The 12,322-nt window shown below is 64.4% G+C and carries 11 protein-coding genes; 5 read left to right on the forward strand and 6 right to left on the reverse strand.

Annotated elements, in window-relative coordinates; genetic code table 11:
- The first annotated feature begins 20 nt into the window (after positions 1-20).
- The 3 genes from ACZY1I_RS28865 to ACZY1I_RS28875 all read left to right on the forward strand — a co-directional run bounded on the left by ACZY1I_RS28865 (position 21) and on the right by ACZY1I_RS28875 (position 5,507).
- On the forward strand, positions 21-1,898 hold the full coding sequence (locus ACZY1I_RS28865) for a serine/threonine-protein kinase (RefSeq protein WP_463760693.1): 1,878 nt from the start codon (positions 21-23) through the stop codon (positions 1,896-1,898).
- Positions 1,898-3,763: a serine/threonine-protein kinase gene (locus ACZY1I_RS28870; RefSeq protein WP_463760696.1), complete on the forward strand. Its 1,866-nt coding sequence runs from the start codon at positions 1,898-1,900 to the stop codon at positions 3,761-3,763. Before ACZY1I_RS28865 ends, ACZY1I_RS28870 begins: the two co-directional genes overlap by 1 nt.
- A gap of 907 nt (positions 3,764-4,670) precedes the next feature.
- The gene (locus tag ACZY1I_RS28875) at positions 4,671-5,507 is read left to right on the forward strand and encodes an NHL repeat-containing protein (RefSeq protein WP_463760699.1); all 837 of its coding nucleotides are present in this window, start codon (positions 4,671-4,673) and stop codon (positions 5,505-5,507) included.
- A gap of 98 nt (positions 5,508-5,605) precedes the next feature.
- On the opposite strand, the gene ACZY1I_RS28880 is transcribed toward ACZY1I_RS28875, so the two are convergent.
- The gene (locus tag ACZY1I_RS28880) at positions 5,606-6,409 is read right to left on the reverse strand and encodes an SDR family NAD(P)-dependent oxidoreductase (protein ID WP_463760703.1); all 804 of its coding nucleotides are present in this window, start codon (positions 6,407-6,409) and stop codon (positions 5,606-5,608) included.
- A 4-nt stretch (positions 6,410-6,413) separates the two neighbouring features.
- Entirely contained in the window at positions 6,414-7,442 is a 1,029-nt protein-coding gene (locus ACZY1I_RS28885) for an SDR family NAD(P)-dependent oxidoreductase (protein WP_463760706.1), read from the reverse strand.
- Positions 7,443-7,650: 208 nt separating this feature from the next.
- Between ACZY1I_RS28885 and ACZY1I_RS28890 the strand changes: the two genes are divergently transcribed.
- Positions 7,651-8,313 carry an MliC family protein gene (locus tag ACZY1I_RS28890; protein WP_463760708.1) on the forward strand — a complete coding sequence of 221 codons (663 nt, stop codon included), beginning with the start codon at positions 7,651-7,653 and terminating at the stop codon, positions 8,311-8,313.
- A 1-nt stretch (position 8,314) separates the two neighbouring features.
- On the opposite strand, the gene ACZY1I_RS28895 is transcribed toward ACZY1I_RS28890, so the two are convergent.
- On the reverse strand, positions 8,315-9,526 hold the full coding sequence (locus ACZY1I_RS28895) for an RNA polymerase sigma factor (RefSeq protein WP_463760710.1): 1,212 nt from the start codon (positions 9,524-9,526) through the stop codon (positions 8,315-8,317).
- Between the two features lie 13 nt (positions 9,527-9,539).
- Positions 9,540-9,920 (reverse strand): YciI family protein, encoded by a 381-nt coding sequence (locus ACZY1I_RS28900; protein WP_463760713.1) that lies wholly within the window; start codon positions 9,918-9,920, stop codon positions 9,540-9,542.
- Between the two features lie 110 nt (positions 9,921-10,030).
- On the opposite strand from ACZY1I_RS28900, the gene ACZY1I_RS28905 reads away from it, so the two are divergent.
- Complete coding sequence (locus ACZY1I_RS28905) at positions 10,031-10,789, forward strand: class I SAM-dependent methyltransferase (RefSeq protein WP_463760715.1); 759 nt, start codon at positions 10,031-10,033, stop codon at positions 10,787-10,789.
- Here ACZY1I_RS28905 and ACZY1I_RS28910 read toward each other — a convergent pair.
- Both ACZY1I_RS28910 and lspA read right to left on the reverse strand, forming a co-directional pair.
- Positions 10,786-11,715 carry an RluA family pseudouridine synthase gene (locus tag ACZY1I_RS28910; protein ID WP_463760718.1) on the reverse strand — a complete coding sequence of 310 codons (930 nt, stop codon included), beginning with the start codon at positions 11,713-11,715 and terminating at the stop codon, positions 10,786-10,788. The two genes, ACZY1I_RS28905 and ACZY1I_RS28910, sit on opposite strands and share 4 nt — an antisense overlap.
- Entirely contained in the window at positions 11,708-12,310 is a 603-nt protein-coding gene (lspA, locus tag ACZY1I_RS28915) for a signal peptidase II (RefSeq protein ID WP_463760720.1), read from the reverse strand. The genes ACZY1I_RS28910 and lspA overlap by 8 nt, the downstream gene beginning before the upstream one ends.
- Positions 12,311-12,322: the final 12 nt, after the last annotated feature.

Consider the following 12,322-nt stretch of genomic DNA (forward strand, 5'->3'; position numbering starts at 1 on the left):
ACGGGCGATAAGGGGTGGGAGTGGTCGACGACCGGACGGGTTCGCAGTTTGGGCCATATCGGCTGATCAAGTTGCTGGGCAGTGGCGGGTTCGGTGAGGTGTACGAAGCCGAAGACACCACAATGAACCGCTCGGTGGCGCTGAAGCTGCTCAACAGCACCTTTTCCCAGAATCAGGTATTCCGCGAAAGGCTGTTCCGGGAGGCCCGCACCGCCGGCCGGCTGCGTGAACCCCATGTGCTGCCCATCCACAACACCGGCGAAATCGACGGCCAGGTCTACATCGACATGCGGTTGGTGCGTGGCGTCGATCTCGAGACGGTGTTGCAGCGCGAAGGCACCCTCGACCCGGTACGTGCGGTCAACCTGATCCGTCAGACCGCGGCGGCACTGGATGCCGCGCACGCCGAGCAGGTGACGCACCGCGACGTCAAACCCGCCAATATCCTGCTCTCCGGCGACGACTTCGCCAGCCTGGTCGACTTCGGCCTGGCCACTGCCGCGGGCGATGCCCGGCTGACCAAACCCGGCAAGGCCGTCGGCACCTTTGACTATGTCGCACCGGAAAGACTTTCGAACGCCACGGTGGATCACCGCTGCGACGTATACGCGCTCGCGTGCGTCCTGTACGAACTGCTGACCGGCCAGACGCCGTACGCCGAGCACCGCGATATAGCCGCCTTGATGAACGCGCAGTTGAGCGCACCCGTTCCGCGGCCCAGCCAACAGCGTGCCGGGATTCCGGCCGCGTTCGACGAGGTCGTCGCGCGTGGCATGGCAAAGAACCCCGACGAGCGATATTCCAGCGCCGGGGAGCTGGCCGCAGCCGCCCAGCGGGCCCTTGGACCTGCTCCGACGACCCGCGAATGGACTTTTGAAACGCCTCCGGCAGCACCGCCGATCCCGGAGACGCCGACATCTCCTCAACGCCTACTGCCCCAGACCCCACCGACCTGGGCACAGCCCGCTCGAAAGCCACGCCGCCGCATAATGATCGCCATTGCCTCGGCCGTCTTGATCGCCGTTGCCTGCACGGTCGGCGTCGTCGCCATCGTCGGTCGATCCGGCAAGTCCCAGCCAACTGCCACCAGCACACCGCGACCCTCGTCGACAGTTCCGACCATCCTGAAGTTTCCGGATCTGGTGCAAGCCCGCGGCGTGGCCGCTGATGATGCCGGAAACGTCTATGCCACCGAGTTGACCGCACACTCTCCAAACGGGCGGGTACTCAAACTGCCGCCTGGGCAGACCGCCACTGCTATCGAACTGCCATTCGGGGAGGTCTACGCAGAGGGGGTTGCAGTCGATTCGGCTGGCAATGTCTATCTAGCCGACGTGCAAGGCCCGGGCATTTGGAAGCTAGTGCCTGGTGCTCCCGGCCCCACACTGCTGCCCTTCAACCATGTCGGTAGACCCATCTCAGTGGCCGTGGGTAAAGACGGCAGCGTCTACGCGGTGGACGCCGGCTTGAACCAGGTGCTCAAGCTGCCGGCCGGCGCGAGCAGTTCCATCCAGCTGATGCCAACTACGCAGTTGGGAGCGCCGATAGGCATCGCTGTGGACAAGCAGGACAACGTCTACGTCATCGACAGCGGCGAACGACGGGTGCTGAAACTGGGGCCGGGCGCCGTTACCCCTACCGAACTTCCGTTTCCAGGGCTCGACTCTCCTTACGGTGTGGCGGTGGACAAGAACGACACTCTATTGGTCTCCGACATCAATAATCATCGGGTGTATAAGCTGGTCTCCGGTGCAACTACTTCGACCGAACTACCCATTCAGGGCCTGAATTACCCCTTCGGTGTCGCAGTTGACAAGGACGGCGACTTATTGGTCGTCGATTGCCATCGCAGCGACCAATGCGCAGCCGGCAAGGTGCTTGAACTAGGTGTCGGATAGTGAGTTCACCGAATTCCCGGGTAGGTTCGCGATTCGGGCCGTATCTACTCATACGGTTGCTGGGAAGCGGCGGGTTCGGCGAAGTGTACGAGGCCCAAGACACCAGCATGCAACGCGTAGTGGCCCTGAAGCTGCTGTCGAGCAGCTACTCGCACAACCCAGCATTTCGCGAACGACTGTTCCGCGAGGCACGTACCGCCGGCCGCCTGCACGACCCGCATGTGGTGCCCATTCACCGCTGCGGCGAGATTGACGGCCAGCTCTACATCGACATGAGACTTATTGACGGCACCGACCTGCAAAGCACCCTCCAAAATAGTGGCGCGATGCCACCGGCGCGGGCAGTGGCGATTGTGCGCCAGATCGCCGCCGCACTGGACGCGGCGCACGCCGAAACAGTGATCCACCGAGACGTCAAACCCGCCAACATCCTGCTCGGCCGAGATGACTTCGCCTGTCTCGTCGACTTCGGCTTGGCCAATGCCGCCAAAGACACCAAGCTCACTAGCGAAGGGACCACCATCGGTTCGTTCGCTTATCTCGCTCCCGAGCGCCTAGCGTCCGGCCAGGTCACACCCGGCGCCGACATATACGCGCTTGCCTGCGTCCTCTACGAATGCCTCACAGGAGCCGCGCCCTACCAGGACCGAGAAGAAATACCGGCCATTGTTGCCGCACACCTAACCGCACCCGTGCCTCGACCCACCCAGCACCGTCCTGGCATGCCGGCCGGATTCGACGAGGTCATCGCGAAAGGCATGGCCAAAGACGCTCGGGAGCGCTACCCCACCGCCGGCGAATTGGGCGTGGCCGCACAGCAAGCACTCAGCTCGCCAATCGAAAGCCGTTACTGGGCAGCACAACATGCGTCCACCCAGACCGCCTGGCGACCTCCTCAACCGTTAGCCGAGTCGCCGACGCGGTTAAGACCACCGTCGGCTCGTAAACTCCCTAGCCGCCGCGTGGTTGGTGTAGCCGCCCTGGCCATCGTCGCCGCGCTGTTGACCACCATCGCGATCGTTGCCACGACCCATTCGTCCAGCCCGGGCCAGCGGGCCACCCCAGCTACCAGCACTACGCCCTCGGCGTCGACCGTCACGACCAGCACGGTCCCGCCGCTCAACGCGGCGCGCTTGCCAATCATCGGAGTCGGCGTGCTTGCTGGTGTATCGATCAGTCCAGCCGGGGACGTCTATGTCGTCGAAAGCAGCGATCCGCGGTTGTACAAACTTGCTCCCAATTCCACAGCGCCTGCTGAGGTGCCGTTTCGCGGTCTCAATAGTCCCAGATCGGTGAGTGTGGATACGGCCGGCAACATTTACGTCGCTGATTGGTCCCGCCAAAACTGGGGCAAGGTATTCAAACTGGCACCAGGAGCCCTCGCCCCAGTCGAATTGCCGTTTGGCGAGATCCTTCCGTCCGGTGTCGCCACTGATACCGCGGGCAACCTCTATGTGGCCGCCCGTGACCATATTCTCGAGCTTGCGGTAGGTGCCGATGCTCCCACAGTGCTTCCGTTTGGATCGGGACTGTTCGACGGCGTTGCAGTGGACAGTGGCGGTGCCGTCTACGCCACTCAGTCGGGCCGAGTTCTCAAGCTCGCGCGCGGCGCGGCCGCACCGTCGCAGCTACCATTCGGCCAACTGGGTAGGGCGCAGAGCATCGCAATCGATTCCAAGGATGCCGTGTACGTCGTCGACAATGCCGATGGCATGGGCCGGTTGGTGAAACTCGCGCCTGGCGCCTCATCATCAACGGTGGTCGCCGCACCCGAAAATCAGTCGTTTGGTGGCGTGGCGGTTGACGGGGAAGGCACTATTTATCTGACGGAAAATAACCGACTGCTCAAAGTTGCGCCTAGCTGATGCCGATAGAGTCTTTTGGGTGAGTCCTGGTCAGAATTGCGACCTCCGGTCCGTCCTGGCACGGAGCGGGCCACTGGCCCCGGCTTGGGCGGTCGATGTGGTACGCCAAATCGCTGCTGCACTCGACAATGCCCACGCCAGCCGGAGCAGCCATACCCCCGTAACGTCAGCCACTATCCTTCTTGCCGGCGACGGCACGGCATATCTGTCTGATGCTGCCGCAGAGACACCGTCCACTGACCGCACTCGGGTACTAGTCACTGACCCTGAAGCTAAATACCGCAACGACATCTATGCGCTCACGGCCGTGCTTCACGAGTGCCTCACCGGCCAACCCATCTCCTCTGATTCCGAAGCTGGTGCAGGCGCTCAGGATCGGAAGGTAGTCCCGGCTGGATTCGGCGATGTGATCGCCCGTGGAACGGCCAACGACCCCGATGCCCGCTTCCGTACCGCCGCGGAACTAGTAGCGGCCGCCCAACGCGCCCTGTCGATGATTCTGCCCTCCGCCCGAAGCAGCCAACCGACTAGCGCGGACTCGTCGCTGCCGGAGCCACGGCGGGACGTCACGCAGATAATTCAACCGCCCCCGATTGGGCAACCTCCGGGCCTTCCTATCGGAGCGCCTGCCCTCAACGCGGCGCAACCTGGCGGCGATCCCAACCAGAACCGGTCCCTCACAAACTTCTACCCGCGCTCCCAGTCGAATCCCCTGCCAGTCCCGCCGTCGCGGCGACTGCGGTGGCGTTTCCTCGCTCCCGCCGTCGCCGGTGTCGTCATCGTTGGCGCAGTCATTAGCGGTGCTATAGCCATTCCCCGGATGGTCCGGCATAGTCCCCCCGCCAGTCCAACCTCAACGACCCCCGGTGCCACGGTGCCTCACACGTATAAGTCGGCGCCGATCAGATTGCCGTTTCCCGACCTGGACCGGTTGAACAGCGTTGCGGTCGACGGCGCTGGCAACATCTACGTTCTCGCAGCGCTCGCTGCCCCATCAGATGCAGGCCATTTCGACCCGGTGCAGTCGCGTGTGTTCAAACTGGTTCCCGGTGCCCCCTCCGCAACGATCTTGGATATACCCAGCGTGAATTTCCGTACGCCGACAGACATGGCCGTCGACGCTGCCGGCACGGTCTATATCAGCGACCACAAGGCGGTGTGGCAACTACCGGTAGGCGCATCCAGTCCAATCCGACTGCCTTTTCGCGGATTCATTTCGATCGAAGCCATCGCGATTGACTCCGCACGCAACGTGTATGCGGCAGGACCACTTTCAGACTATTCCGACCAGATCAAATACGGGCTGAAGAGGCTGGTGCCCGGCGAGACCAGGCCGACGAATGTGCTGTTTCCCGACCTCTATCAACCCCACGGGCTGTCGGTCGACAAGGCCGGCAACATCTACGTGTGCTCGTCCATCAGGGGGGGGAGCCGACCGCACGTCTATAAACTCCCTGCCGGCACTACAGCGCCCGTTCTGCTAAATATCCCCGAATCCATGGCCCCCTCCCGTTTAACCGTGGACGCGGCAGGCAATCTTTTTGTCGCTGACTACACCAATAAAGGACTCTTTCAGCTGCCCGCCGGATCGAACACGTCGATCAGAGTGCCGATGTCGGTGAAGACCACGGCTGTCGCAGTCGACTCCGCCGACACCCTCTATGTAACGGCGTTGGCTGTAGTGGACAAGCAAGACCGCATCATCAAACCCGGTGAGGTCCTTAAGGTGGCGCCCGACCGCTAGTTGGACGGCCCCACCGCATCCTGAGTGCGCCCTGCTGCGCACGGCTACGCCGCGCTTGCGATCGCCCCACCTCCCCGGGGGCGACCCGCCGCGCCCTGTTAGCGACCCGGCCCGCCGCGCAGCTTGTTTCCGATTCGGATCCCCGGCAGCAGGAGACTGCGCGGAAGGATCCGGCCGCCGGTGCTGACCACCTTGGGCACGATCCCCGGCACCACGGTTCGCGTCCCGTCAACCATTCCTTGCACGGCTTGCTTGGCAACCTCTTGAGGCGACACCTGCGCCAACGGAATGTCGAACCGTTCGGCACCGGCGATCTGCGCCCATTCGGTGGGCACCGGTCCCGGGCATAGTGCGGTCACCGACACCCCGGTGCCGTGCAACTCCTCGTTCACCGCCTCGGAGAAGGTCAGAACGTACGCCTTGGTGGCCGAGTAGACCGCCATGTACGGGATCGGTTGGAACCCCGCGATCGAGGCAATGTTGAGCACCGCCCCGGCGCCGCGCTCGACCATGCCGGGCAGCGCAGCGTGGGTGAGTTCGGTAAGGGCCAGCACGTTGAGGTTGACTTCCGCACTTTCCCGTTCAACCGGCAACTTGTAGAAATCACCACTGGTGCCGAAACCCGCGCTGTTGCAAAGGCCCGCGATCGGGTCGGTACGCAGCCGTTCGATCAGCTGCCCGCGGGTTTTCGGGTCGGATAGATCAAGCGGCAATACCTCGACCTCGACCTTGTGTTCGGCGGTCAGCTCAGCGGCAAGCTCGTCCAGACGTTCGCGGCGCCGGGCGACCAGCACCAGCGGGAAGCCGCGACTGGCGAGGCCCTTGGCCAGTTCAGTACCGATGCCCGAAGAGGCGCCGGTGATGACGACGGAGGTCTGCTTATTCGGTTTGGGAAGACTCATGATGTCACCAATGTATCCCTCGGGTGGCCTGCAAGAAGGTCTCACTCCTCTTGTCGAGATCTGTTGTCTCAGTGCTGGTTTCGCTGCCGGCCTCGCCGCCCTTGGCAGCCGTTGAATCCTCGAACATGCCGAATGCGCGGTTACGTACCCGGTCCATCACGGCCGGGTTGACGGCGTCGGCCAATGCGGCGAACTGACCGAACGGTGAGCTGGCCCGGCGCGGCCGGTGGATCAAAGCATCGGTGATGACACCGGCCGCCTGGTCGGGCGTCAGGGCCGGGAACTTGTCGTACATTTTGGTCGGGCTGATCATCGGCGTGCGCACCAGCGCCATGTGCACGGTGGTGAAGTGGACGTTGTCGCTTACGGTTTCGGCCTGCAACGCGTCGCACAGACTGTCCAGGGCCGCCTTGCTGGCGATGTAGGCGCCGAACCGCGGTGCACGGGTCTGAACCCCGACCGAGGAGACGTTGATGACGTGCCCGAAGCCACGCTCCCGCATACCGGGGATGAACTTGAGGATGAGCTGGACCGCGCCGAGGTAGTTCAGCTGAATTGTCCGCTGGTAGTCGTGAATCCGGTCATAGGACAATGCCAGCGACCGCCGAATCGAGCGCCCGGCGTTGTTGATCAGAATGTCGACGCCACCGAGATCTTCGAGCACCTTGTCGGCCATCGCGGCGATGGCGTCCATGTCGGACAGGTCGCACGAGTAGACGTGGGCCTTGCCGCCGTTGCCGCGAATGTCGTCGGCGACCTTTTCCAGGTTCTCCAGGGTGCGCGCGACCAGCACCACGGTGCCGCCCGACTCGGCGATCTTGTGCGCGGCCGCCTCCCCGATGCCCGACGACCCGCCGGTGATGAGGACGACCCTGCCGTCTACCGAGTCGCTTAGTTTGCGCCCCTGCACGGCATCGCGCACATTCCGCCAGTAGAAGGGGCGGTACCGCCCCGCCGAATTGGGAGTGTTGATCATGTTGGACACAGCCGCGAACGGCTTTTCGACAAAGTTCGTGAGGTCACCAAGATTCATCGGTCGCCACTCCTGATCGTGTCGGGGGAAGATGTGACGCAGGTCATGGAGTCAACCTAGGACATGCACCGAAGATTCGATGCACAGGGCCACGCGAGGAGAAAATCCGCACCGCGAAAGTGCGAGCGCCGCCGAAAGATTCTGGCAGTTTGGCCACCGGCGGGCGTGTCGCGCAGGTCCTCGCGGACCCAACCGGTAGTCAGCAGGTATGAGACTGCTTGCCGCCATCCTGACCGTGCTGGTTGTCAGTGCCTGCGGCGGTGGATCGACTCCTCACACGTCTTTTACCGCGACCCCCGCCTCGACCTCCTCGTCACTGGCCACCGCGCCACCGGCGTCCTCGACCCCGGCCGCACCGGCGACCACATTCGATTGCACCAAGCCTGCGAACAGCGCACAGCAATTGGTATGCGGCGACGCGCAATTGAGCGATCTCGACCGGCGGGTGCAGTCGGCGTACCAACAGGCGCTGGCCCGCCCGGGCGCCGACCAGGCCACGCTGACGACGGCGCAGAGCGCTTTCGCGACGATCCGCGACGGCTGCGCCGATTTCATCGACATCCGGGCTTGCCTGCTGGAGGCATACCAGACCCGGTCGGTCGAATTGGCCATCGCCGACCCCGCCACCGTCGCCCCACCGGTGATCAACTACAACTGCCCTGCCGAAGCGGGCACCTTGAGCGCCCAGTTCTACAACCAACTCGATCCGAAGACGGCGGTGCTGGACTGGAAGGGAACTCGCGTCGTCCTGTTCCTGCAGCCTTCCGGCAGCGGATCTCGGTACGGGCGCCAGGGCTCGGAATACTGGGAGCACCAGGGCGAGGTCACCCTCGACCTCAACGGCACCAAGTTCGTCTGCCACACACAATGATTCACGTCTGATCGAGGCCCAGCGCGGCGAGTCTGCGGTTCAGATAGGTGATAACGCCCGCGTCTGAGGTGAGGTCGATGGCCCGTCGGTAGGCCTGCGCGGCGGCTTCGGGCCGGTCAGCCAATTCCAGCAAGTGGGCGCGCGCTGTCCAGCCGGGCTGAAATTGGTCGACGGCCGCTATCGCGTCGAGCGCGGCGAGCCCCGCCAGCGGCCCATCGACTTCGGCGTCGACCACGGCCAGGGCAACCGAAGCCCCCAACGACGGTGCGACGCGCATCAGTGCGCGATGCAGTTTGCGCAGCGCCACCTTGTCGACCGAACCGCCCTGCGCGCGGCCACAATGCGTCGACTGGATCGCCGCCTCGTACTGGTAGCGACCTGGTCTGCCGATGCGGTGTGCGCGATGTAGCAGTTTTTCGCCGCGGGAAATCAACGTCGCGTCCCACAGTCGGGTGTCCTGCTCGTCCAATGGCACGAACTCACCGTCACCGCAGCGCCGCGCTGCCCGACGCGCCTCCGACAGACACATCAGGGCCGCCAGGCCGAGCACCTCCGGCTCCTCGGGCAGCAGTTCGGCCAGCACGAGTGCCAGATGCATCGCCTCGGCGGACAACGAGTCGATCGGATCTCCTTGCGGCTCCACCTGCCAGTCGATCGCGAAAGCGCCGTAGGCCGCCTCCAGCACTGCGGGCAACCGGTCGTCGAGGTCTGCGCACCCTGGGATGACGAACGGGATACGGGCGTCGCGGATGCGGCGCTTCGCCCGTACCAGCCGCTGCGCCATCGTCGCAGCAGGTACCGAGAACGCACGCGCGATGGCGGCGGCGTCGATGCCCAGAACGGTCTGCAGCATCAGCGGCGTGTGGCAGTTGGCCGCGATCGCGGGATGCGCGCACACCAGCATCAGCTGCAGTCGCCGATCCGGAATTGGACCGAGCTCTTCTTCTCCGTTCAATTCTGTTGCGGTGAAGTCTTTTTCGGGCAAAGGGTTCGTCATCCGGTAGGCGTGTGACTTCCATTGATCGCGCAACCGGTTGCGGGCCACCGTGAGGACCCAGGCGGCTGGGTTGTCCGGCACTCCCGTCTCTGGCCATCGGGTCAAAGCCCGCTCCAGAGCATCGGCGATCGCATCCTCGGCGGCGGGAATATCGCCGGTCGGTGCGGCCAGCAGGGCCAACAGCCGGCCATAGGACTCACGAACCAACTCGGCCACCCGGGCCGGCACCTCACTCAGGTTGGTACCAGCCCTTGCCGGTGGCGTAAGTGACAGCGACGGGCCGGATTTCGACCGTTCCCCAGTTGGCCGCCGGGCACCGCTTCGCCCAGGACAGCGCGACGTCCAGATCGGGCACGTCGATGATGAACACCCCGCCGAGACGTTCCTTAGTGTCGGCGAACGGGCCGTCTTGGATCTGCGGTGTGCCGTCGCGGGCGGTGAACGTGGTGGACACGGCGGCTGTCTGCAGCACCTGCGTGCTGACCAGAACGCCAGCCGCATCCAGGTCGTCGGCGTACTTGGCGAAAGCAGCCCGTGCGGGCGCCATGTCTTCGTCGGTCAGCCCTATCTCGCCGCCCTCCTGGTAGTGCATGAGCAGGCAATACTGCATGATGATGTCCCCTTTCGAGTCGATGGTTGCACCGTTATGACGATTGAAGCGACACCCGATCGACAACTGGGTCGTCCCTTTTTGGCGAGAAGGTGACGAGAATGCCCGGTATGAGCCGCACTTTCGAAGATTTGGTAGCCGAGGCGGAGACGGCGTCCGTGGACGGCTGGGATTTCTCCTGGTTCGACGGCCGCGCGACCGAAGCGCGACCATCCTGGGGCTATCAGCGGCTGATGAGCCGCCGGTTGGCCGGCGTTTCCGCGGCATTGGATATTCAGACCGGCGGCGGTGAGGTGTTGGGTGGAGCGCAGGTGTTTCCGCCGACGATGGCAGCCGTCGAATCCTGGCCGCCCAATGCCGCGCTCGCGACAAAGCGTTTGCATCCGCGCGGCGTGGTGGTCGTGGCCACCCCCGCCGAGACACCGTTGCCGTTCGCCGACGAGGCGTTCGACCTGGTCACCAGCCGGCACCCGAACACCGTCTGGTGGGCAGAGATCGCGCGGGTGTTGCGCCCCGGCGGCACCTACCTCGCTCAGCACATCGGCCCGGCCACCGTCTCCGAGATGGTGGAGTACTTCATCGGCCCCCAACCCCAAGCGTGGGCCCGGCGCCACCCGGACAACGAACGCGCACAGGCCGAAGCCGCCGGATTGCGTGTGGTGGAGATGCGCCTCGAGCGGCTTCGTCAGGAATTCTTCGACATCGGCGCCGTCGTCCACTTCCTGCGCAAGGTGATCTGGACGGTGCCCGATTTCACCGTGGACCGCTATCGCGACCGACTGCACGAACTGCACGAACGCATCGAAGCCGAGGGACCTTTCGTCGCACACGCCGCCCGCGTTCTGGTCGAAGCCCAGAAAGTCGGTTAGTCACCCTCGACGCGCAGCACGTCCAGCGCGTGCGCCAGATCGGCCGGGTACGGGCTGGAGATCTCGATGCGCCGGCCGTCGGCCGGATGGGCAAAGGCCAGCGACCGCGCGTGCAGCCATTGCCGTTCCAGGCCAAGCCTTTTGCCGAGCTTGGGGTCGGCTCCATAGACGAGGTCCCCGCAGCACGGGTGATGCAGTGCCGAGAAGTGCACGCGGATCTGGTGGGTACGGCCGGTTTCCAGGTGCACGTCCAGTAGGCTCGCGTTAACGAAGGCTTCCACCGTGTCGTAGTGGGTGATGCTGTGCCGGCCATCGGATCTGACCGCGAATTTCCATTCCGGGCCCGGGTGCCTGCCGATCGGTGCGTCGATCGTCCCACTGGACGGATCGGGATGTCCTTGCACCAGCGCGTGATAGCGCTTCTCGACGGTGCGTTGTTTGAATGCCCGCTTGAGCGCGGTGTAAGCCCGCTCGGAGATAGCCACCACCATCACCCCGGAAGTTCCGACGTCCAGACGGTGCACGATTCCCTGCCGCTCGTGCACGCCCGACGTGGTAATCCGATAGCCCAGCGCAGCCAGACCGCCGAGCACCGTCGGCCCGGTCCAGCCGACCGATGCGTGTGCCGCCACGGCTGCGGGTTTGTCGACGGCGACAATGTCGTCGTCGGAGTACAGAATCGTCATGCCCTCGATGTCGACGGGTGTGTTCTCCGGTGGCTTCGGCGGCTCCGGCAGTCGTACCTGCAACCAGGCTCCGGCGTTGAGGCGATCAGACTTTCCGGCCGGCACGCCGTCGAGTTCGACGCCGCCGTCCTCGGCGATGGTGGCCGCTGCGTTGCGCGAGAGTCCCAGCAGACGGGCCAACCCGGCGTCGACGCGCATGCCCGCCAATCCCTCCGGGACTGGCATCGAGCGGTCAGTCACCCGCGTCGTCGGATTGAGGCCTTCGCCGACCGACCGCGTCGAAATCGAAGCCGAAGATGGACAGCACCACGAGCAGGATGGCACCTCCGACCACCGATGGGTCCGCGACGTTGAACACCGGCCACCAGCCCACCGAGAGAAAGTCCACGACGTGCCCCCGGAGTGGCCCGGGCGCCCGGAAGAAACGATCGACCAGGTTGCCCATCGCGCCGCCCAAGATCATCCCCAGACCCACGGCCCACCACGGTGAGACGAGCCGCCGACCCATCCAGAAGATGCCGACCACGACTCCGGTGGCAATCAATGTCAAGACCCACGTGTAGCCGGTGGCCATGGAGAATGCCGCACCGGAATTGCGCACCAATGTCCAGGTGACCGTGTCCCCGATGATCGACACCGGCTGGCCTGGGGGCAGCAGCTTGACCGCCAGCACCTTCGTCACGATGTCGAGCAGCAACACCACCCCCGCAACCGACATGAGCAGACGCAACCGCTTCGCCGAAGGCTGTGGAGTGGGAGCCTCAAGTTCGTGAGCCTGCTTGGCCTCACCTGCTGCAATCAGCGGATCGGCGGATCCTGTTGGTTCGTCAGGCACCACACCATCATC

Source organism: Mycobacterium sp. IDUB_37 (genome assembly GCF_055419245.1).

Coding starts and splice junctions, on each gene's coding strand:
- ACZY1I_RS28880 (WP_463760703.1), bottom strand. CDS start 6,409: ATGAGTCTTCCCAAACCGAATAAGCAGACCTCCGTCGTCATCACCGGC.
- ACZY1I_RS28885 (WP_463760706.1), bottom strand. CDS start 7,442: ATGAATCTTGGTGACCTCACGAACTTTGTCGAAAAGCCGTTCGCGGCT.
- ACZY1I_RS28890 (WP_463760708.1), top strand. CDS start 7,651: ATGAGACTGCTTGCCGCCATCCTGACCGTGCTGGTTGTCAGTGCCTGC.
- ACZY1I_RS28900 (WP_463760713.1), bottom strand. CDS start 9,920: ATGCAGTATTGCCTGCTCATGCACTACCAGGAGGGCGGCGAGATAGGG.
- ACZY1I_RS28905 (WP_463760715.1), top strand. CDS start 10,031: ATGAGCCGCACTTTCGAAGATTTGGTAGCCGAGGCGGAGACGGCGTCC.